This window comes from Lactivibrio alcoholicus (genome assembly GCF_055390895.1).
In genome coordinates, this window is record NZ_AP042471.1 from 2878784 (window position 1) to 2900591 (window position 21808).

At 62.0% G+C, this 21808-nt stretch carries 19 protein-coding genes; 8 read left to right on the plus strand and 11 right to left on the minus strand.

Going from position 1 to position 21808, the window contains the following annotated elements; translation table 11 throughout:
• Nucleotides 1-530: 530 nt before the first annotated feature.
• From ACZ5IU_RS13135 to ACZ5IU_RS13145, 3 genes are read right to left on the minus strand one after another with little or no spacing between them, the layout of a single operon-like run.
• A complete protein-coding gene (locus ACZ5IU_RS13135; protein ID WP_464418049.1) occupies nucleotides 531-1277 on the minus strand; it encodes a cyclase family protein in 747 nt (248 codons plus the stop codon).
• 13 nt (nucleotides 1278-1290) lie between these two features.
• Complete coding sequence (locus ACZ5IU_RS13140) at nucleotides 1291-3234, minus strand: oxidoreductase (protein WP_464418051.1); 1944 nt, start codon at nucleotides 3232-3234, stop codon at nucleotides 1291-1293.
• A gap of 12 nt (nucleotides 3235-3246) precedes the next feature.
• Nucleotides 3247-3369 carry a hypothetical protein gene (locus tag ACZ5IU_RS13145; RefSeq protein WP_464418053.1) on the minus strand — a complete coding sequence of 41 codons (123 nt, stop codon included), beginning with the start codon at nucleotides 3367-3369 and terminating at the stop codon, nucleotides 3247-3249.
• A 329-nt stretch (nucleotides 3370-3698) separates the two neighbouring features.
• On the opposite strand from ACZ5IU_RS13145, the gene ACZ5IU_RS13150 reads away from it, so the two are divergent.
• From ACZ5IU_RS13150 to ACZ5IU_RS13175, 6 genes are all read left to right on the plus strand, one after another.
• A complete protein-coding gene (locus ACZ5IU_RS13150) occupies nucleotides 3699-4784 on the plus strand; it encodes a metallophosphoesterase family protein (RefSeq protein ID WP_464418055.1) in 1086 nt (361 codons plus the stop codon).
• On the plus strand, nucleotides 4781-7555 hold the full coding sequence (locus ACZ5IU_RS13155) for an AAA family ATPase (protein ID WP_464418057.1): 2775 nt from the start codon (nucleotides 4781-4783) through the stop codon (nucleotides 7553-7555). Before ACZ5IU_RS13150 ends, ACZ5IU_RS13155 begins: the two co-directional genes overlap by 4 nt.
• A gap of 121 nt (nucleotides 7556-7676) precedes the next feature.
• Nucleotides 7677-8759: an extracellular solute-binding protein gene (locus ACZ5IU_RS13160; protein WP_464418059.1), complete on the plus strand. Its 1083-nt coding sequence runs from the start codon at nucleotides 7677-7679 to the stop codon at nucleotides 8757-8759.
• A gap of 92 nt (nucleotides 8760-8851) precedes the next feature.
• Entirely contained in the window at nucleotides 8852-9964 is a 1113-nt protein-coding gene (locus tag ACZ5IU_RS13165) for an ABC transporter ATP-binding protein (RefSeq protein WP_464418061.1), read from the plus strand.
• Nucleotides 9954-10808, plus strand: coding sequence for an ABC transporter permease (locus ACZ5IU_RS13170; RefSeq protein WP_464418063.1), 855 nt, complete (start codon nucleotides 9954-9956; stop codon nucleotides 10806-10808). Before ACZ5IU_RS13165 ends, ACZ5IU_RS13170 begins: the two co-directional genes overlap by 11 nt.
• Nucleotides 10805-11662: an ABC transporter permease gene (locus tag ACZ5IU_RS13175; RefSeq protein ID WP_464418065.1), complete on the plus strand. Its 858-nt coding sequence runs from the start codon at nucleotides 10805-10807 to the stop codon at nucleotides 11660-11662. Before ACZ5IU_RS13170 ends, ACZ5IU_RS13175 begins: the two co-directional genes overlap by 4 nt.
• Before the next feature lie 27 nt (nucleotides 11663-11689).
• On the opposite strand, the gene ACZ5IU_RS13180 is transcribed toward ACZ5IU_RS13175, so the two are convergent.
• The 5 genes from ACZ5IU_RS13180 to ACZ5IU_RS13200 are packed head-to-tail and all read right to left on the minus strand — an operon-like array spanning nucleotide 11690 to nucleotide 16249.
• Complete coding sequence (locus ACZ5IU_RS13180; protein WP_464418067.1) at nucleotides 11690-12073, minus strand: DUF1667 domain-containing protein; 384 nt, start codon at nucleotides 12071-12073, stop codon at nucleotides 11690-11692.
• Between the two features lie 5 nt (nucleotides 12074-12078).
• The gene (locus tag ACZ5IU_RS13185) at nucleotides 12079-13335 is read right to left on the minus strand and encodes an NAD(P)/FAD-dependent oxidoreductase (RefSeq protein WP_464418069.1); all 1257 of its coding nucleotides are present in this window, start codon (nucleotides 13333-13335) and stop codon (nucleotides 12079-12081) included.
• Nucleotides 13332-14816, minus strand: a complete 1485-nt coding sequence (locus ACZ5IU_RS13190) for an FAD-dependent oxidoreductase (protein WP_464418071.1) — start codon at nucleotides 14814-14816, stop codon at nucleotides 13332-13334. Before ACZ5IU_RS13190 ends, ACZ5IU_RS13185 begins: the two co-directional genes overlap by 4 nt.
• Before the next feature lie 56 nt (nucleotides 14817-14872).
• Complete coding sequence (locus tag ACZ5IU_RS13195) at nucleotides 14873-15589, minus strand: glycerophosphodiester phosphodiesterase (RefSeq protein ID WP_464418073.1); 717 nt, start codon at nucleotides 15587-15589, stop codon at nucleotides 14873-14875.
• A gap of 27 nt (nucleotides 15590-15616) precedes the next feature.
• Complete coding sequence (locus ACZ5IU_RS13200; RefSeq protein WP_464418075.1) at nucleotides 15617-16249, minus strand: NAD(P)H-dependent oxidoreductase; 633 nt, start codon at nucleotides 16247-16249, stop codon at nucleotides 15617-15619.
• A gap of 78 nt (nucleotides 16250-16327) precedes the next feature.
• Between ACZ5IU_RS13200 and ACZ5IU_RS13205 the strand changes: the two genes are divergently transcribed.
• Nucleotides 16328-17008 (plus strand): EamA family transporter, encoded by a 681-nt coding sequence (locus ACZ5IU_RS13205; RefSeq protein WP_464418077.1) that lies wholly within the window; start codon nucleotides 16328-16330, stop codon nucleotides 17006-17008.
• Here ACZ5IU_RS13205 and ACZ5IU_RS13210 read toward each other — a convergent pair.
• Entirely contained in the window at nucleotides 16977-17693 is a 717-nt protein-coding gene (locus ACZ5IU_RS13210) for a hypothetical protein (protein WP_464418079.1), read from the minus strand. The genes ACZ5IU_RS13205 and ACZ5IU_RS13210 overlap by 32 nt on opposite strands.
• A 231-nt stretch (nucleotides 17694-17924) precedes the next feature.
• On the opposite strand from ACZ5IU_RS13210, the gene preA reads away from it, so the two are divergent.
• Nucleotides 17925-19118 carry an NAD-dependent dihydropyrimidine dehydrogenase subunit PreA gene (preA, locus tag ACZ5IU_RS13215; RefSeq protein WP_464418081.1) on the plus strand — a complete coding sequence of 398 codons (1194 nt, stop codon included), beginning with the start codon at nucleotides 17925-17927 and terminating at the stop codon, nucleotides 19116-19118.
• 17 nt (nucleotides 19119-19135) lie between these two features.
• Here the strand turns inward: preA and ACZ5IU_RS13220 are convergent, their stop codons facing one another.
• Both ACZ5IU_RS13220 and ACZ5IU_RS13225 read right to left on the minus strand, forming a co-directional pair.
• Nucleotides 19136-20176 carry an ABC transporter permease gene (locus ACZ5IU_RS13220; protein WP_464418083.1) on the minus strand — a complete coding sequence of 347 codons (1041 nt, stop codon included), beginning with the start codon at nucleotides 20174-20176 and terminating at the stop codon, nucleotides 19136-19138.
• A 20-nt stretch (nucleotides 20177-20196) separates the two neighbouring features.
• Nucleotides 20197-21729: a sugar ABC transporter ATP-binding protein gene (locus ACZ5IU_RS13225; protein ID WP_464418085.1), complete on the minus strand. Its 1533-nt coding sequence runs from the start codon at nucleotides 21727-21729 to the stop codon at nucleotides 20197-20199.
• Nucleotides 21730-21808: the final 79 nt, after the last annotated feature.

Consider the following 21808-nt stretch of genomic DNA (forward strand, 5'->3'; position numbering starts at 1 on the left):
AAGAGACAAAAGGCTTTGGGGTACCGCTTCAAATCCGTTCAAATCGGACTTTCAAACCGTTGCAAACTCCGGATGCCGTTTTCGATTCAAGGATATTTTGGACAGCAGTGAAACGGCAGGAAGTATTCAAGAAGCAACGAACTTTCGCTTGCATATTTATGAGAATGTAAACCTTGACAAGAATACTCCCAGCGAGCTAAAATGATCTTCAGTAATCCATTCGGATTACTTTTACAAAAAATCCGCTCGGAATACGAAGACGGGAAATACGTGAAAATCCAGTGTTTGCAAGTGTTTAAAGCGTTTTGCGCCGATGCCAAGGGCTCAAAATCCGCCGGGGGCGACCCTGTGGGAGTTCGAGTCTCCCCTCCGGCACCAGAACCAGTCAGGGACCGCACCGGCAAGATGCTTTGAAGCACGAAGGCACAAGCGGTTTTTCCTCGAAAAAACGGCCAATCCGCCGTGGTAGAAAAACAGAAAAAAGGGACGAGCGGTTCACGTTCGTCCCTTTTCGCGTTGTCATTCCGGTGTTATTCCGCCGGGCAGATGGCGAAGCAGCGGGCGGGGAAGCCGGTCCCTCCCCTGAGTTTCGGGAAGGTACAGAAGATCACGGCGCCGACCGGAGGAACCCTGTCAAGGTTGCACAGGAGTTCGATCTGGATCTTGTCCTGTCTCAGGATGTAGTCCTCCGCGGCGAAGCCGGTCTGCGCCTGTCGACAGGCGGGATCGCTGTCCGGCGTTTCGTGCCCCATCGCCCCGATTTTCCTTTCCGCACAGAGCCACCTGACGGTTTCGAGATCCCAGCCGGGGTAATGGGCGCACCCGTCCGCATCCTTGTTTTCGAACTCGGCGGCCGGGCGCTTGTACCAGTCCGAACGGAAGGCGACGAACGAGCCTTCCGGGATGACGCCGTAGGCCTTCTCCCATTCACGAACATTGTCTATTGTGAGCGCGTAGTCGTTGTTCGCCGCGCATTCCGCGGATTTGTCGATGACGCAGAGCGGGTAGGCGAACTCGTCCACCCGGATTTCGCTTTGCGTCCGGCCGTTCGGGTCGAAATGCGACGGAACGTCGACATGCGTCCCGTACTGGCCGGGAACGGTGTACTCGAAAACCTTCATCGAGGCCTGGTCGAAATCGAACAGGTTCCGGACGCCGAGAGGCTGGAAGCCGTACCAGTGGGGAGTCTCCGGGGACAGTTCGTGAGTCAGGTCCACCCACTTGTATCTGGGTGACTTCCATTCCGAAAGAATTCTCCACAATGTCGTGTCAACCATGAAAACACCCCCCCTAATCGAAACAGTACGCCTTGTCGAAGGCGTCTTTGGTCGCTTCGTAGATGCGTCCGGCCTGCGCCGCGTCTCCGATAGGAACGACGCGGCCGCAGATGGATTCAAAGAACTCAACGAGCGCGGGGTCAGGTGCAATGCCCAGCGACAGGACCACGTGGTCGACCTGCGTTTCCATCACGGAGCCGTCCGATTTCCGCATCCTGATGGACCCGGGAAGGACCTCCACGAGTCTCTGGCCTGCGAAAAAGTCGGGCTTGAAGGCCATGATCCTGCCGAGGATGTCGTTTCGGATCACCGGGAATATCCCCGGTCCGATCTCCGGCAGCATTTCGACGAGCGTCAGCTTGCACCCCATTGCTCCAAGCATTTCCGCGGTCTCGAGTCCGGTCATCCCAGTGCCGATGACGGCGACCCTCCCGTCCGCCTTCGCCTTGCCCGAAACGATGTCGTCCGCGAGATGGACGTTCGTCCGTTCGATCCCGGGGAGTCTCGGAACGATCGGCTTCGCGCCCGTGGCGACGAACACGGCTTCAGGAGCGAGATTCCTGAGCATTTCGGGAGTCGCCTCGACACCGCATCGGATATCGACGCCGAGGACCTCGATCTGCCGGATCATGGCTTGGGTGAGCCGGGTGATGAGTTCCTTGTGGGGCGGCTTGTCCGCAAGGTTCAGGACGCCTCCCAGTACGGGTTGTTTTTCGAGAAGCGTCACGCGGAACCTGCGCTCTGCGAGGACGCGGGCGGCTTCCATGCCGGCGGGGCCGCCGCCGACGACGCAGATCGCGCGGTTCGCTCCGTTTCTTTTGAAGTCCGAGTACAGGTGCTCGCGTCCCATCCTCGGATTGACCGCGCACACCACCGTCATCCCTTGGGCGATCAGGCGCTCCCTGCAAACCATGCAGCCGATGCACGGACGGATCTCGTCCGCCCGGCCCGCTTTCGCCTTGTTCATGAACTCCGGGTCCGCGAACTGGGAGCGTCCGAGCCCGACGAAGTCGCAGACGCCCTCTTCGAGAAGCTGCTCGGCGAAGTCGGGGTCCTTGATCGTATTGGTTGCGATGATCGGGATCTTCAGCGCTTGCTTGAAGGCTTTCGCGACGTGCTTCTTCCAGCCGGGCTTGTAGGAGTACGGGTCGCAGTTCGCGTTCGGGTTGAGTCCGCTGCCGTTGCTGACGTTCAGGACGTCGATTCCCTTGTTCTGCAGGAACAGGCCGATCTTGAGCCCGTCATCGAGGTTCAGAGTCGCGGGGACATCGGGCGTCATCTCGTCGCCGTTGATCCGCACGGAGATAGGGAAGCGCCCCCCGAGTTTTGCCCGGATCCCGTCGATGATTTCCGAGATGAACCGCATCCGGTTTTCGAAGCTGCCGCCGTACTCGTCGGTTCTCTTGTTGTAGTAGGGGCTGAAGAACTGCCCGATCAGGTAGGAATGGGCGCCGTGAAGTTCGACGCCGTCGTATCCCGCCTTCCGGCAACGGACTGCGGCGTCGACGAACTTCTGTTGCACATCCCGGATCTCCTCGGCGGTCATCGCTCGCGGAGCCGGTGCCCCGGGAGCGATGGGGACGTCGCTTGCGCTGAGCGCCTGCATGCCGGTCAACGCCGCTTTCGATGTGCTTCCCGCGTGGTGGAGCTGGGCGAAGATACAGGCTCCACAGGCGTGGACGGCGTCGACGAGGATTTCCAGCCCCGCGACATGGACGTCCGAGGACGCTCTCAGATGAAAGAGGGCGGGGATGCTGGTGACATGGTCGACTCCGGTGTATTCGTTGATGATGAGCCCGATGCCGCCTTTGGCCCGTTCCTGGTAATAACGGATCAGGCGCATCGACGCCGCGCCGTCGGGCATGGCGAAGTCGGTGGCCATAGCGGTCATGACCGCCCTGTTCCGGATTGTCAGGTTTCCGATCCTGCCTTTCTGAAACAATCGTTCGTAGGGCATCGCTCCCGCCTCTCAGCGGTTGTGGCTGTAGTGGCCGGGGTTGGACACGGGCTCGATCGTGCTCACCCACCGGTTCGTATAATCGCGCGAAGGCTTTTGAAGGTGCGAAAGTTGCTCGTCGAACTCCAGACTCATGAACGGGACCTCCCTGAATGAAAAATCCCCGGAGCGCCTTTCCGGCGCCCGTTGGGTCATACATTGCCGCGAGACACACGCAACGCTATCCGGATTGTATTTTTACCTCTTATTCGGGGTTATGTATATGTTCTCATTTTAATCACAAGATGTTTCTCGAATGCATGTTGGTGAGGGAAGATCGGGAGGAATTCGTCGGACTTCGTGCGAAAATTGCCGAAACCCATTGGTCGAAGAACCTCTTCGGGTGATATAGTCACAAATGCGATGTTCCGGGATGCGCGCGTTCCTACGACGGGACTGTCGCGGAAATGTCAGGAGGGAGTCGCATGGTTCGATTGCTTCACACGGCCGACTGGCAGATGGGGATGAAACTCTCGGGGTTCGGCGAAAAAAGCGAACGAATACGCGACGAGCGTATCGCCGCCGCCCGACGGGTCATCGCAACGGCCCGCGAGCACGAAACGGACTTCATTCTCGTAGCCGGAGACCTCTTCGAGGACAACGCGGTCGACCGCTCGCTGGTCCAGAAGGTGGCCGATGTCCTCGGAAGCGCCCACTGTCCCGTGTATGTCGTTCCCGGAAATCACGACCCTCTCGTTCCGGGGTCGGTGTGGGAACATCGTTCCTGGAAAGCCGCGTCCAATGTGACCATCATGACGGAGAGCGCCCCGTTCGAATTGCCTCAGGCGTCGATCTTTCCCTGCCCGCTTCGCGAGAAAAATTCCTCGCAGGACCCGACCGCCTGGATTCATGCGGAAAACGACGGACGAGTGCGTATCGGAGTCGCGCATGGTTCGGTCGAAGGCGCCCCCATCGGCGAGTGGGACCACCCGATCCCGAGAAATGCGGCAACGCGCTCGGGACTCGAGTATCTCGCCCTCGGCCACTGGCATTCCTTCGGAGTGATCGGCGATTCGAGAACCGCCTATTCCGGAACTCACGAACAGACGGCCTTCGGGGAGCGGGATAGCGGCAATGTCCTCATTGTCGATATCGAAGGTCCCGGACGACCTCCGGTAGTCACTCCGGTCCGCACGGGAGGGCTCGAATGGGCGTCTTTCGACGAACGCATCGCGTCGCCCGAGGATCTCCGGGCCCTCCGCGCGCGAGTCGAGGCGCTCGGCGACACGGACAGAACTCTCCTCTTCGTGCGTCTTTCCGGATATCTCACGCCCGCCGGAAGGGAAGAAATGGAACACATCTCGAACATCGCGACGTCACGGTTCCTCTGGAACCGTATCGACGACTCGGAGCTAGCGCCGGCGCCCGGGGACGACCTGTGGATCGAGGAACTTCCTCCCGGGGTGCTTCGCGAAGTCGCGCGGCGTATCAGGGATTCGGGTGAGGCCCGGGAAGTGAGAATGAGGGCCCTCGTGGAGCTGTATGCGCTCGTCGCGGAGGCGAACGGATGATTCTTCATTCGATCCGGGTCGGCAATTGGCGCTGTTTTCTTGGAGAGAACGAAGTCGGTCCCTTCTCGGATGGTCTGAATATTCTCCATGCCCCCAACGCGACGGGAAAATCGACGTTGTTCGAGGCACTGCGATGTGCGCTGATGGACAACCACAATACGAAGGGCGAGGATGTCTCGCGGTTGCGCCCCTGGGGGCGTGACCTGTCTCCGCGGGTGGAGGTCGAGTTCAGCGTCGGAGGGCAGCGATACCGGGTCAGGAAAACTTTCCTCGACAGACCGGAGTCGATTCTCGAACGACTTGAAAGTGGAACCTTTCGACCGATTGCCGAAGGACCAAAGGCCGACGTAATGACGCGCGGACTCTTTACGCGGGATGCCCCGAAAAAAGGACTGTCGCGCCCGGAGCACTGGGGAGTGCTTCAGGTTCTGTGGGCTCCGCAGGGACGGCCGGACCCTGGGGCGCTTTCCGGGAACATCATCGACGATATTCGGCAGTCTCTTTCGGAGCAGGTGATCGATAGTCGGACGAGAGGTGTCGGAGAAAAGCTGCAAAAGCTCTATGAGACGTATTTCACGCCGACGGGCAGGATCAGGTCGGGATCTCCGGTCTTGTCCTGTGACGATGCCATAGCGGTCGCAAGGAGCGATCTGGAACTGGCGAGGGCGGAGTATGCCGACGTGGAAAGGGCATCGGAGACGGTTCGACGGCTCGCGGAGTCGCTGGAGCGCCGGGAGAGCGAGATTCGGATGGCGCGTGACGATGTGGCAGCCCTCGAGTCGAAGGCGAGAGAATATGAGGAACTCGGGCTGGAACTCGAGAGGAAGACCGCGGAAGCGAAGATGGCGGAGTCCGAGTACAGGCGTCTCAAGGCACACGTTGACGGCATTTCGGCAGCGCGCAGAGAGAGGGATTCGCTGCGGGAGAGGATATCTGCCCAGCTGAGCCGGATTCCGGAACTGGAGGCGGACCGGGAGCGTCTCGCCGGAGACCTCGCCGCCGCGGAGACCAGCCTGGGATCCGCGAGGGAGGACCTCCGAAGGGCCGAGGCCCTCGAACATCGCGCGATGGATGCGACGATGTTTCGCGATTTGAAGGAACGGCTCGCTTCCCTCGACGGTCGCATCGGGACGGCCGCGACAGCCGCTGCGTCTCTGGAAGTTCACAGAAGGGATATGACGGAGGAGGTATTCCCGTCAGCTGTCGATATGAAACGGATCAGAGAGGCATTCGGCGCCTATGAGAAGGCGATGTTCCGGTTCGAGTCGTCCCTGATCACGCTCGAAATAACCCCCGTCGGAGATGTCCCGGGAAATGTCGAGGCCGGTGACGGGACCGGTCCTGTCACGTTCAGGGCAGGGGCGCTTTCGGTGCTGCGTGGGGCGCCCGAGGTTCGTGTGACCGTTCCGTCTTTCGGGAGCATTCGCGCGTTCGGTCCCTGTGACTCCGCGGATGAAGCCCGCCTGGATGTTCGGAAGACGGAGCTGCTGCTTCGAGAGCTTGTCAGCCCTTATGGAACGATGAAACTCGCGGACCTTGAGGAACTTTTCGAGAAAGGGGCATCGATCGAAAGGGACATCGAGCGAGACGGCGCGGCGCTCGACGCGATTCTCGCGGGCGAGTCGCTCGATGGGCTCAGGAGTCGGCGCTCGCGGCTCGAATCGGACATGGACGAGATCCGAGGGCGATACGGCGGCACGGAAGGGTGGAACGAAGCGTCGTCCGACTTCGGATCGAATCTCCAGGAGACGCGTTCCGGGAAGCTGGCCGCCTCGGATCGGGCCTCGGAGGCTCTGAAGCGCCGGGATGGCGCGAAGACGCTGTTCATGGAGGCCGAATCTCTTCTGGCGACATCTCTGGAAAGGATAAAAAACGACCGGGAACGACTCGAAGATGGCGAAAAACGCCTCGCGGAGCTCGAGAGCGACGGCAAGACACATGACGAGCGGGAATCGGAGCTGTCACGGTTCCTGATGGCGTGGGATGCTGCGCGGGCGCGGGTGGAAGTGTTCCGCAACAGGCTCGGCGGGTTCGCAGAGAATCCCGTGAATTCGCTTCGCGCGAAGAGGGAAGGACTTCGCGCGATGGAGAGCGCCTGTCGGGCGGCGAACGAAGAGCTGATCCGGGAAAGCGCGAAACTCGACGGACTCTCCGCGCGAGGGCTGTATTCCGCTCTTGCCGGCATGGCGGAGAGACTCGAACGGCTTGAAGAGAAAAAAAGGAGCGACGCACGGACGATGGCTTCGATTCGCCTGCTTCATGACGCATTCGAATCCTGCCGGTCCGAAATGGTCGGCGTCGTGACTCGGGCAGCAAGCTCTCGGGCCACTGAGATCTATTCGCGTATCTGCGGGGCTCCGTCCGGGGCGCTGATTCTCGGAGAATCCCTGGCTCCGGCGGCATTCGTCCCTTCGGAGTCGGGAAACGAGGTGGAACTCGACGCCCTTTCGGGAGGGGAGCGGGAACAGCTCGGATTCGCGGTCCGGATGGCGCTCGCGTCATGCCTTGGGGGCGACGGGAGACAGCTCCTCGTGCTCGACGATACCTTCATGGCGACGGACTCGGTCCGTTTCTCGCGCATTCTCGGAATCATCGAAGATGCTGCCGCGAACATGCAGATTCTGATCCTCACATGTCATCCGGAACGTTTCGGAAGTCTGGAGGCGGCAGTCCGTTTCGACCTCGGGAGTGCAAGTGCCGGGGCGACGGAGTCGTTGCGCGACGGGATATCGTTACGTACGCGATACGCTTCCGGAAGGCGGCTTTGTTGACGCGATCATCGGTTGACACTAGAATCTGAAATCGTGGGGTCAACGATATACGGTCCAAAGTCCGGAACAAGGAACGACAGAAAGTGCGATCTATCGCCAAAATCCTGGGGAGGGATAGAAAGTGAAGAGATTTCTGCTCGTACTGTTTGTCCTCACTGCGCTGACGTGCACGATGTCCGTTCAGGCGTCGGACGCCGCGCCGAAAAACCCTGTCCTTCGCGTCATCACCTGGTCGGGGTACGCGCCGCAGGAGCTTCTCGACAAGTTCACGAAGGAGACGGGGTACAAGGTCGAGGTGACGCTGAGCAACAACGAAGAGATGATCAGCAAGCTCCGCGCGACCCGCGGCGGCGGATTCGACCTCGCGCAACCCTCGCAGGACCGTATATCCTCGGTCGTGAAACAGTACAAGATCTACCAGCCGGTCGATTACTCGAAAATCGACGAAAAACAGATCGATCCCTCGCTTCTCAAGGCCGTCAAGGCCAATACTCTGGTTGACGGAAAGTCTTACGCGGTTCCCCACGTCTACGGCACCGAGGGACTCGTCGTCAACAGGGCGAAGGCTCCCGACATCAAGGATTTCAAGGACCTCCTCGATTCGAAGTATACGGGCCGCGTTTCCTACAGACTGAAGCGCCCCTCGCTCATCGGTATCGGATTCTCGCTCGGACACAACCCCTTCGCGCTCTATGGCGACAAGGTCGGGTACCAGAAGTTCCTCGACGAGATGGAAAAAAAGCTCATCGCCGGCAAACCGATCGTCAAGACCTACTGGGATAACGGCGACCAGCTGCTTCAGCTGCTCCGTTCGGGTGAGGTCTGGGCCGCGTCCGCGTGGGAGCAGGCAGGGTGGAAGCTTCACGCCGAGAACCCCGACATCGATTACATCGCCCCGACGAGCGGCGCTCTCGGGTGGGTCGACACGTTCGCGATTCCGGCGCGTTCCGAGAACCTCGAAGGCGCGTACGCGTACATCAACTTCATGCTGAAGCCCGAGAACGCGGCGTTCTTCACGAACCGCGAGACCTACGGGACGGCGTCGAAGAACGCGGTGAACTTCCTGACCCCGGACATCAAGGCCAACTTCACCCGCGGCCTTCCGTCCGAGGTTCTGGCGAAGATCAACTGGTATCCGACCGTTCCGGACGGCGTCGAGGAGATGGAAGGGAAGACGCTCGACAAGGTCAAGGCAGCCAGATAGCGGAAACAGAACCGTCACAGAGTCGTCACAAACACAACCACCGGCGAATCGTTTCCATGATCGCCGGTGGTTTCGATTGAGGTGACCGGTCAATGCGCATTGCACTCTCCGTACAGAACCTCACGAAGCGATTCGCCGACTTCACGGCGGTTGACAACGTTTCGTTCGACGTGGAGGACGGAAGATTCTTTTCGATCCTGGGTCCATCCGGCTGCGGCAAGACGACCCTGTTGCGGATGATTGCGGGCTTCTACAGGCAGGATCACGGCACGATCCTCTTCAACGGCGAGGATATGGGCGACAGGGCGCCGAACCGGCGTCCCGTGAATCTGGTATTTCAGAATCTCGCGCTCTTCCCGATGATGAATGTCTTCGAAAATGTCGCGTTCGGTCTGCGGAGGCGGGGAGAGAAGGGCGCCGTCGTCGAACGCAAGGTCCGGGATGTTCTGGAACGGGTCGGACTGCCGGACTCCGGTCCCAGGCAGATCGCTCAGCTCTCGGGAGGCCAGAAGCAACGCATCGCGATCGCGCGGTGTCTCGTGCTCGAACCGACGGTTCTCCTGCTCGACGAACCGCTCGGCGCTCTCGACGCGAAGCTGCGGGAACACATGAAGATCGAACTCAAGACGCTTCAGGCCAAGGTCGGGACGACGTTCGTATATATCACGCACGATCAGTCCGAGGCCATGGTGATGAGCGACCGGGTCGCGGTGATGAACAGGGGGACGTTCGAACAGATCGGGACGCCGCAGGAGCTGTATCATCATCCGACGTCATCGTTCGTCGCCCAGTTCGTCGGGAGCAACAACAGGCTCGGCGTGACGCTCCGCAGGGATCCGGACGGAACGCCGGTCGCCCGGTACGCCGGGGGATTCGATTTCCGTCTCTCCGGGGACTGCTGTCATGGAGAGGAGGGCGCCGCGTGCGAGATGTTCGTCCGCCCGGAGGCCGTGGTGATCAATCCGGACGAGTCGCAGTCGGGATTCAATTCGCTTCCGGTCGAGGTGAAGGCGATTCTCTTCGACGGAGGGAACAGCCGTCTCCTGGTATCGCCCGAAGGGACGGATGACGAGCTTGTCGTGATGCTGCCGCAGACGCGACAGTACGATCATATCGGCGTCGGCGACCATATTCGCATCGGCTGGGACGTATCCACGGCCCTGTGTTTCGCGAAGGGCGACTGGAAGCTCTACGATGGGAAATAGCGGTCGGTTCAACTGGGGCTTTCTTTTTTTCTTCCTGCCTGTGGCGCTCTGGCTGCTGCTCCTGATCGTCCTGCCGCACCTGGAACTCCTTCGGCTCTCCTTCACGACGTCTCAGGGAGAAGGTTTCACGCTGGGCAACTACATGGCCTTTTTCAACGAGCCGATCTACTGGCTGACGTTCGTCAGGACGGCACTGTATTCGATTGTGGTCACTTTCATCGTAATGGTGGTCGCGCTTCCGGTCGCGTTCTACATCACGAAGGTCGCCCACGTCCGGATGAGCGGCTTCCTGATGGTTCTCGTCCTCGTTCCGTTCTGGGTGAGCGAGCTCATCCGCGTGTACGGATGGATCATACTGCTGCGTGAAAGCGGCGTGGTCAGCAGGTTGCTCGTTTCCGCCGGCCTGCTGCGGCAGCCCGTCGAGATGCTGTACAACGACGTCGCGATGGTCATGGGGCTCGTCTACACGAGTATGCTGTTCATGGTCGTTCCGGTCATCGGGGTCATGGATGCGCTCGACGACTCGCTCATCGAAGCCGCCTGTGATCTCGGAGCGTCGAAGGCCGCGATCTGGCGGACGATCATCATTCCTCACTGCACTCCGGGACTGGTTTCGGGCGGCATCATCGTCTTCATGCTCGTTCTCGGGAGTTATCTCACGCCGAACCTGATGGGCGGCAAGAACTCGCTTTGGTTTACCGAACAGATCTACAATCAGATCATCCTCTATTTCAACTGGAATCAGGGAGCTGCGTTCGGTTTCCTGTTGCTCGTTCTTTCCTCGCTGATCATCTGGGGAGCGCTCAGGCTCACGGGGCAGGGCCTGCGGGAGGTGGTCAAATGATCCGCTCGCTGCCGTCGTCGAAGGCCTACAGGGGCTCGTTCCATCTCTTCGTCGTCGTCTATTTCCTCATCCTGTTCGCGCCGCTCGTCGTGACGATGGTTCTGGCGTTCAATGACTCGATGTTCCCGTCATTGCCGTGGGAGGGGTTCACGCTCGACTGGTTCTTCGGGGACGGTCCGCAGAAGTACGGCATCTTCCACGACGAGACAAACCTGCGCAGCCTCGCGACGTCATTCCGGGTCGCGCTTGCCGTGACCGTATTCTCGACATTTTTCGGCACCTGCGCCGCGTTCCTGTTCGAACAGGAGAATTTTCGGTTCAAGAGCGCGCTGTATTTCCTCATGATCGCGCCGCTTGTCATCCCCGGAGTCATCCTCGGCATTTCGATCCTGATGTTCGCGAATACGGTGGGAGTCGCGATCGAGAACCTCTTCGGCGTCTACGTGACGTGGCTCGTTCCGGGCTTCTGGCTCGTTGTCATCGGGCAGACGTCGTTCATCTCGACGATCATGGCGCTCGTCGTCTCCGCGCGGCTCAGAAAATTCGACCGGACGCTCGAGGAGGCGGCCTACAACCTCGGCGCGAACCGGGCGGAGGTTCTGTGGTTCATCACGCTCCGGTATCTCCGCCCGTCGATCATCGGCGGGGCGGCGGTCGCGTTTCTGATGTCGTTCGAGAACTTCAACACGACCATCTTCACGGTGGGGTCGCAGGCGACGCTGCCGATCAACATGTATATGCAGGTCCGCGACGGATCGACCCCCGTGATCAACGCGATCTCGTTCCTCCTGATCACGGGCACTTCGATCTTCGCGGTAGTCAATCTCTACGCGAAACGGGACAGGACAAGCTGAACCGTGGCCAACCCAGCGGGCGGCCGGTCACTCGGGGTTTCCGGCCGCCTCGAGGGTGCGCGACGCGATGATGTCGACGCCTGTGCCGCAGACATCCGCCGCGATGACCTGCCCGACGACGATGGGGGCTGGGACGACGAGTCGCGCGATTTTGCGGGAGATGTCGAAGAGACGACCCTTCGGAACGGCCTCCCGGCTTCGCACGGGGCAGACCGGGAGTTTCCCTCCCGAGACGCGGACCGTCGTCGCGAAGACGCGGACCGGGTTCGCGATCTCAGCCTTTGCGAACGCGAGCGCCCGGGGACACCCGTTCCCTTCCACCAATATTAGTTCCTTCCCGTCGACGGTGATCTTGAGGTCGCATCCGACCGGGCACCCCACGCAGATCATGTTCAGAACCCGCTGTTCCATCGGAATCATGCCTCCACGACGTCGATCGTGACGCTCGTGACGCTTTCCGGCAACCTCCGGAGGTCGTCGCGGGTCAGATGGATTTCGTTCATCTCGCCGGGGCGGACGTAGCGGCGCGTCTGGGAGAAAAGCCCGTGCTCCGCGACGACGCGGCAGTGCCGCTCGATCGGACGCGCGACGCGGAAGTAGACCGTGACGTCGCCCTCTCCCGTGATGAACTGGGGCGAGAAGAGACGGACGATGCTGCTTCCCCGGATGTCGATCCTCCGCCGGGGCGCCCGGAGCGATCCGGCGGCATAGAGCGCCGCGTTGCGCCCCGCCGCGAACCCTTCCTGGCTGACCCAGTCGGCGAGATCGTAGACGATGACGACATTCCCGGCCGCGAAAACGGACGGAAGCGACGTCTGGTACATCTCGTCGATGACCGGGCCGTTCGTGACCGGATCGATGGCGATCCCCGCCATCCGGGAGAGTTCGTTCTCGGGGATGAGGCCGACGGCGAGGAGCAGCGTGTCGCAGGGGACGAACCGCTCCGTTCCCGCGACGGGGGCGCGACGGTTGTCGACCTGCGACACGGTGACCCCTTCGAGGCGGTCCTGTCCGTGGACGCGGGTGACGGCGTGTTTCAGATAAAAGGGGATTCCGTAGTCGTCGATGCACTGGGCGATGTTGCGCCGCAATCCGCCGGCCCACGGCATGAGTTCGAAGACGCCTTCGACGCGCGCTCCCTCCCAGACGAGGCGGCGGGCCATGATGAGGCCGATGTCGCCCGAACCGAGGATGACGGCCCTGTGTCCCGGCATGAAACCCTCCATGTTCACGAATCGCTGCGCCGTCCCCGCCGTGTAGATTCCGGCCGGTCGGCTCCCCGGGATGTTGATCGCCCCGATCGGGCGCTCGCGGCACCCCATCGCGAGCACGGTCGCCCCCGGGATGACCCGGAAGACCCCGCGTCCGGGAGTCATGACGTCGAGACTGCCGTCGGATCTCATTCCGAAGACCATCGAGTTCGTCATGAAGCGGACGCCCGCGTCATGGGCACGTCCGATCCACCGGTGCATGAACTCCGGTCCCGTGAGCTCCTCCTTGAACGTATGGAGGCCGAATCCCGGATGGATGCACTGCTGGAGGATGCCCCCGAGATCCCAGTCCCGTTCGAGGACGAGGACGTCCCGCGCACCCGCCTCTCTCGCACCGATGGCCGCAGCGACGCCCGCGGGACCTGCGCCGATGACCGCAACGTCGACTCTGATGTCGTTCATCGGGATGCCTCCCTGAACCAGTAGTCCTTCGTCTTGCCGACGAGGTATCGGGAGTGTCCGCCGTGCCGCGTGATTTCCTCCGGGGAGACGCCGAGCTCCCGGGCGAGGATGTCGATGACGCGCGGACAGCAGAATCCTCCCTGGCAGCGCCCCGCTCCGGCGCGCGTCCAGATCTTGATGCCCGCCACGGTCCGCGCTCCCCGGCGGATGGCCTCGACGACCTGCCCCTCGGTCACCATTTCGCAGCGGCAGACGATCTGGGCATAGCGCGGATCGTCCGCCGCGAGGCGCGCCTTCTCCCCGAACGGGAGCGATTCGAACCGGGGGATGTGTTTCCGTTCCGGGACGAATGCGGTGTTCGGCGCGAACGTGATGCGGCGACCGAGCGTTTCTTTCATGAGGTCGACGATATGTCGGGCGATCGCGGGCGCGCTCGTGAGTCCGGGGGATTTGATCCCGGCTGCGTTCACGAAGCCGAGGGGTCGTCGGACGACGTCGAGGATGAAGTCCTGCGAGTCAGCGTTTGCGCGGAGCCCGGAGAAGGTCGTGATCGCCATGTTGAGCGGAATTCCCGGGACGAGACGTCGCGCGTCGGCGAGCGTTTCCGCGAGTCCGGCCGCGGTCGTCGACGTGTCCTCCCTGCTCTGCTGGACGGTCGACGTCGGGCCGATGAGGAGATTGCGCTCGGCCGTCGGGGCGACAGTGACGCCCTTTCCCTTCTCGGGGGTCGGGCAGGCGAAGAGGAATGACCGGACGAGTCCGTCGGAGTTCTTGTCGAAGAGATAGTATTCGCCCCTGACCGGGGTGATCGAAAAACTATCGTCTCCGGCCATTTTCGCGACGGTGTCCGAATGGACGCCTGCGGCGTTGACGATCGTCCGCGCACGCATCGTCCCGCGGTTGGTCACGACGCCCTCGACCTCCGATCCGTCGGGGGAGAGAAGAATGCCGCGGAGTTCCGTTTCGAGGAAGAGTTCCGCGCCGTTCTGCTGGGCGTTGTCAATAAAGGCGAGAACGGCTTCGAAGTTGTTGACGATGGCACCCGTCGGTGCGTGCAGCGCGAAGCGGACGCCGGGCGAGACGTTCGGCTCCCGCGAGCGGAGCGCGTCGCCGTCGACGATCGAAAGCTCCGGAACGCCGTTGCGCTTCCCCTGGTCGAGAAGGTTCCGGAGGATTTTCAGGTCTCCGTCGCCAAAGCCGCAGACATACGAACCGCACTCGAGGAGTGTGATGTCGAGCGGTTCCGCGAGCTCGTGGTAGAGACGGTTGCCCGGGACGCAGAAGCGGGATTTCACCGTCCCCGGCTGATCGTCGAACCCCGCGTGGATCATGGCGCTGTTCGCGCGGCTCGCGCCCGACGGGATGTCGGAGGCCCTGTCGATGACGGCGACCTTCATCGCGTATGCCGACAATTCCCTCGCGAGCGTCGCTCCGATGATTCCAGCGCCTACGATGAGAACGTCATAGACCGTTTCGGACATTCACGGAACACCCCCGTTTGGAGCCTCGCATTGCTCGTTGACAGGACAGATCACGCTCACGCGTCAGCGAGACATCTGTCCGGGTAGTTCGTGATGACGATGTCGACGCCGGCCGACCGAAGTTCTCCGGCGCGTTCTTTCGTATTGACGGTCCAGCAGGCGACCTTCAGGCCGTGCCCGTGGGCGTCGCGGATCATTTCGGGAGAGACGTACTCGTGCGCGGGGTGGAGACTGTACAGTCCGAGGCTGTGGGCGTCGGCGTAACCCGCGGGATCGAGGAGGAGGGCTTCGTAGAGCATTCCGAGCCGGACCGACGGGACGAGCGCGGCGATCCTCCGGAGACATTCGTGGTTGAACGACGAGACGATGATGTTTCCGCAGTCTCCGTTCCGCTGCAGGATCGCGGCGACACGTTCCTCGAGCCCCGGCCGGTCGTCGGCCCGGCTCTTGAGTTCGAGGTTCAGCGTCAGGTTCCTGGGCAGGAGCTCGAGAACCTCTTCGAGCGTGGGAACCTTCTCCCCGGCGAAATCGCCCGAGAACCAGCGCCCCGCGTCGAACGCACGGATTTCCGGAAGCGTGAGGTCCCGGATGTCGCCCCGTCCGTTCGTGGTTCGTCCGGCGGACCAGTCGTGATGAATCACGACCGCTCCGTCGGCCGTCAGCTGGGCGTCGCATTCGAAGCCCGCGCACCCCTGGCGGATGGCGAGGGAGAACGCCGCGAGCGTATTTTCGGGAGCGTGTCCCGACGCCCCGCGATGACCGAAAACGAGCATGATCAGGCGCCTTCTTTCGTCGAGTGATTACCACCGGGCCGCAAGACGCTCGACGGATCCGAGCGCCTCTTCGAGAATGTCGTCCGCGGCATCCCGGCGGATATCGAGCTCTTCCACAGGGAACGACTGAAAATCCGCTATTCCGAACAGGGTGCACAACCCCCGGAGATATTCCGAACCGAAGTCGAACGCTCCGATGACCCCCCCGGCCGTCGTCACGTAGAGCAGCTTCTCCGCCCTGCAAAGTCCTCTCGGGCCGGTCTCCGAGTATCGGAAGGTGATTCCGCAGACGGAGACGTTCTCAAGGTAGATCTTGAGAAGAGACGGAAACATGAGATCCCAGTACGGCGCTCCGACGAGGATCCTGTCGGCTTCGGCGAACCGGATCGCGTGGACGAACATGTCGTTCGTCATCGCCCCTTCGGCGAGCAGGGCGTCCCGCTTCGTGATCCGTTCGAAGGAAAGCGGCGCAAGGGGCTCATCCCTGAGCGGAAGAACAGATACGCGCGCGTCGGGATTGCGGCGGCGGTATTCCGCGAGAAATCGGGAACAAACGCGATGGGTTCTCGAAATATCAGGCGGTCGTATTGAACCGTCGATGAACAGGATGTTGATGGAATCATCTCCCCGCGACCGAACGCCGGTTTCCCTGATTTTCACCGGGGAAAGTATAGCACCTGCGGGGGATGAAGGTCATACGGGACAGCATGACGCGACACGGCGAAGCTCGGATTCGTCATGATTCTTCTCGGGTACGGCGGAGCGATGTGGACGCAGCAGATTGTCCCTTCCGGCGTCACGTCGCTGATTCTCTCGGTCGAACCGCTCTGGTTCTTCGTGATGGACTGGCTGTTCTTCCGGGCGGTGCGGCCGAACCTCCTCGAATGGATCGGATTGACGCTCGGCCTCGCCGGGACGTTCTATCTCGCGTTCGGGCAAGGAGCCGTGAGCTTCGAAGCCATTCCGGGGTACAGAACCGGAATGATCGTCGTCTTCATGAGCAGCCTCGGGTGGGTCTTCGGGTCGCTGCTGTCGCGCAGGATCCGGATTTCCCGATCTCCGTCGCTCGGGATCGCGATGCAGATGATCGCGGTCGGAATCCTGATGCTGGCGTTGAGCCTTCTCTTCGGGGAATGGGGCCGTTTTTCGGCACAAACGGTCAGCGTCCGGTCATGGCTCGCACTCGGATACCTCATTACGTTCGGCTCCCTGATCGCGTTCTCGGCATTCGCCTGGCTGCTTCGCGTGGAGCCGGCGTCTCGCGTCGCCACTCACGGGTTCGTCAACCCGGTCGTCGCAGTTGTCCTCGGGTGGGCGTTCGCAGACGAGCAGCTGACCGCGCCGATGATCGCCGCTGCGGCTGTCGTGGTCCTTTCCGTCGTCCTCATTACCTTCTCTCGAAGAACCGGGGAGGCGTGAGGCGGCCAGTACGACGTCCCGAGCTACCCGCCGAAAACCTGTTCCACGCGTCTCGCGAGCCGGACGATCGGGGGCCAGTCGTGCCGTGAGATATCCTGGCCGTGGGCGAGGTCGTTGCGCAGGGATTCGAGGTCGACGGACGCGCTCTTCGCGGCTGACGCGGTCGCGAATCCGGCGGCGCGTCGCTTCCTCCGATATCCTCCCGGGCGAGGTAGTCCGTGACGACCCCTTTGCGGCGAACGCCGAAGACGGGCGCGGAAAACGCGTCCGACGTGAAGGCCGCGCTCGCGAGCGATTCGACGTCGATCGAGAGAAGAGGTTCCTGGATATTCCGGGCCGCGAAGGCTCCCGTGAAGAGCTTGATGCCGCGCCGTCCCGGGGAGATTCTCCGGGACAGAAGGCGCAACAGTTCCTGTTCGTCGTCTTCGTCGTCGGTCTCCGCAGCCGCCTCTTTCGCGAGCAGCGCCTCGCACGAACGCATCTTTTTCTCCGCCATGGCGTAGAGGCGGGAATCCCCCTCGTGAAGAATTTCCAGAAGAAGCGCCATCTCCCGGATGAAGACGCGCCCGAACTTCGGGTCGTTGCGGCAGATATCCCCGCAGTTGTCGACGAGATCCGTGAGCTTGACGGTTTTCGCTCTCGGAGACGCCTGCGCGGTATGTTTCCTGTCGATTTCCTTGCGCACCGCGCGGTTGCCGTCCCCGGGGCGGCTGACCTCCGGATGTGAGGATGAATGCGCTTCAAAGGACTGACGAACACTGACCGTTTCTTTTGAATCCAGCCGTTTTCGATTGTACAACGACGACCCTCCGTTGAGCCCGGGAAATGGATATCGCACTTTCTGCTATGCTATTTGCATCGAATCCGGAATAAAGAGATTTGCCGGATAGAAATGAAATTCGGGAGGCTATGGTCTATGAACGCAACGTTGCGGACGACGTTTTGCGGAGTGACGCTCAGGAACCCGTTTCTGCTTTCGTCGGCTCCGCCGGCTAGAAGCCGGGAGATGATCGCGCGGGCCTTCGACGCGGGTTGGGCCGGCGCCGTCATCAAGACGCTGACGCAGATGGAGCATCCGGCGCGAACGAATGTGTCGCCGCGCATCAGGTCGGTTCGCGACGGCAGGCGGATTCTCGGGTTCACGAATATGGAGCTCGCGTCGATGCAGCCGACGGCGGACTGGCTTGCCGATGTGGCCGCCCTCAGGCGGGAGTATCCCGACCGGGCGATCGGTGCGAGTCTTCTCTACGGGGGGACGCCGGACGAACGCCAGTGGCGGGACGTCGCGGCGCAATGCGAGGATGCCGGAGCCTGCTGGCTCGAACTGAACCTCTCCTGTCCTCACGGCGGGGCGGAGGATGGAGGGGAGTTCGCCATCGGAACGAGGCCGGACGCGATCCGGAAAGTCGTGGGGTGGGTCCGGGAATCGTCGAGTCTGCCGATCGTCGTGAAACTCCCGGCGTTCAGCGACATAGAGGCGGGAACGCGCGCGGCCCGAGAGGCGGGAGCCGATGCTGTCGCGCTCATCAATACGCTGAATTCGCTGAGTGGGATCGACCTCGAGACATGGCGCCCGGTACCGTCGGTAGCTGGGGAGAGCGCGTTCTGCGGCCTTTCGGGCCGGGCACTGAAGCCCGTCGCGTTGCGCTGCGTCGCGCTCGCTGCGTCGCAGAATATTCCCGTATCCGGGATGGGGGGAATCTACGACTGGCACGACGCGGCGGAGTTTCTCCTGGCGGGGGCGTCGAGCCTCCAGGTGTGCTCGGCCGTCATGGAGCGCGGGTACGGCATCGTCCGCGACCTCTGCGAGGGGCTCCTCGCGTATCTCGGGACCAGGGGGCTCGCGTCTCCGGCGGACCTCGTCGGAAGGGCGCTGCCGCATATCGTGCAGCATTCGGCGCTTTCGCGGACGACCCGATCCGTCGCAGCGTGCCGGGAAGACCGGTGCGTTCGGTGCGGTGCGTGTTCCGTGAGTTGCCGCGACGCGGGATATCAGGCGATCATCTGGAGTCCGGGAGGCTTTCCCCGCGTGGACGCGAACGCCTGCGACGGCTGCGGCCTCTGTGCGGGCGTCTGCCCGGAGGGATGCATGGAGATGGATGTCCGCTGAGGACCTCCATCTCTCCGTTATTCGGCGTCGGGCTTCCTGGCGAGCGCCAGAGAGAGCTTGTTTCTGTATGTATCCAGAATGACGGCGATGACGATGACGAAGCCGGTGACGATCTGCCGGGCGAAGTCGCCCATTCCCAGAAGGAGCAGTCCGTTGTTCAGGACGCCCATGATGCAGGCGCCGAAGAATGTTCCGATCATCGATCCCTTTCCGCCGCTCATGCTCGTTCCGCCGATGACGACGGCCGCGATCGCGTTCAGTTCGAACCCGACGCCGAGGATCGGGGATGCGATATTGAGGCGGAGCATGTAGAGGATCGCGGCGATCCCGACCATCGCCCCGCAGAGGACGAACGCGGCGACCTTGTAGAACCGCGTGTTGTGTCCCGAGAGACGGACGGACTCCTCGTTGTTGCCGATTGCGTAGATCAGACGGCCGAAGACCGTCCGTGAAAGGACGATGTGCCCCATTGCGACGAGAGCGGCGGCGATGATGAATATGATCGGAAGGCCGAACATCGTCTGGCTGCCGAACTGGTTGAACGCCGCCGGGAACGAGAAGAGGGTCCGGCTTCCGGAGATCTGGAGCGCGGCCCCCCGGGCGATGTTGAGCATCCCGAGCGTGACGATGAAGGGGTGGATGTTCCACCGGACGGACACCCATCCGTTGAAGAGGCCGCACGCGAGTCCCGCGGCGATCGACGCGGCAACGGCGCACGCGATCGCGGAAGGCGTTCCGATGACGCTTCCCTTCGCGAGAATGAGCCCTCCCGCTATCGAGCAGAACGAGATGACCGAACCGACTGAAAGATCGATTCCTCCGAGAAGGATCACGAAGGTCATGCCGACCGAAATCGCCGTGTTGATGCTGATCTGCGTCAGGATGTTCGAGACGTTGATCCGGGTGGCGAACTGCGGGACGAAGACCGCGAAGAGGACGCAGAGAAGCAGCAGGGCGGCCCCGATCCCGGCCTCCCGCATGAAGAACCCGAGGACGACCGTTCCGGTCTCTCTCCTCCCGTGTTCGACGCGCCCCCCCGTAATTCCGGAATGTCCCATGTCCGTCCTCTCCTCTCGGATTACACGCCGGTAATATAGGCTTCGTATGCCTTCGATAGAATCGCTTCCTGGTCGAACCCGCTCCGCTCGAAGCTCCCCGTGATTCGTCCGTCGGAAAAGACGACGATCCGGTGGCACAGTTCCACGAGTTCCGGCAGATCGGACGAGACGACGACGATCCCCTTCCGTTCGCGCGCGAGAATCCGGAGGAGTCTGTACAGCTCGTACTTCGCGCCGACGTCGACCCCGCGCGTCGGTTCGTCGAGCATCAGGACCCTCGCGTTCCTGAAGAGCCACTTCGCGAGGACGACCTTCTGTTGCGTCCCTCCGGAAAGGTATCGTACGCATCGTTCTACGGAGGGGGTCCGGATTTCGAGATCGCGGACGAACCTCGCGGCCTCGATTTTCTCCTTCGCGACATCGAGGAATCCCCGTTCGGAAACCGCTCCGAGATTCGTGATCGTGATGTTCGCGGCGCAGGGCATGTCGAGAATGAGCCCCTGACCCTTGCGGTCTTCCGTCAGGAGACAGATTCCCGCCGTGACGGCGTCGACGGGAGACGCGACGGAAACTTCGTCTCCGTTCAGGAGGATGCTTCCGGAGACCTTCGGATCCGCTCCGAAGATCGCGCGGAGGGTTTCCGTCCGCCCGGATCCCACGAGGCCGGCGATTCCGAGAATCTCCCCCTCCCGGACCGAGAACGACACCGGTGGGGAAGAGCGCGTCACGCGGAGATCCCGGATCTCGAGCAGGGGCGCTCCCAAGGTATCGGGCTCCCCGACCGACGATCCGTTCTCGACGCTTCTCCCGACCATCAGCGATACAAGTCCCGGAACGGTCACGTCGCACACGGGGAGCGTCGCGATCCGCGAACCGTTGCGCAGGACCGTGATCCGGTCGCCGATCTCGGAGACTTCCTGAAGCCGGTGCGAGATGTACATCAGCGTGACGCCCTCATCGCGGAGCGTGCGCAGGATGTCGAAGAGACGGCCGATCTCCCTGCTCGTCAGCGTCGCCGTGGGTTCGTCGAGAATCAGGAGTCGGCTTCGTCCCGAAAGGGCCTTCGCGATCTCCACGAGCTGCATCTGGGCGATTCCGAGACGATCGACGGGGGTCTCCGGGGAGATCGCGAGCCCCAGTCGGGAAAGGATGCGCTCCGTATCCTCGAAAAGCCTGTGGAAGTCCACGATACCGGGGAAGGACGTCGGAAGCCGCTCGAAGAAGATATTCTCCCCGACGGACAGGTGGCGGAGCAGGTTGAATTCCTGATGCACGACCCGCACTCCGGCGCGGATCGCGTCAAGGGGATGGCGCGGGCGATAGGGAACCCCGTCGAGCGTCATGCTTCCGCCGTCGGGAGAATGAACGCCGCAGAGCGTCCTGACGAGGGTCGATTTCCCGGCGCCGTTCTCGCCCACGAGAATGTGGATCTCTCCACGGAGCACCCTGAGATCGACATCCTTCAGGGCCATGACTCCGGGAAATGATTTCGAAACGCCCCGAATGTCGAGGAGCGTGGAATCGTTCCTGAAAGCGGTCGTGGCGTCCCTCACGCGCTCATCTCCGTTTCCGGCTGACGTGTGTATCGGAAAGGCGCCGCGGGGTCCCGCGCAAAGAGCCCGCGGCGCCGGA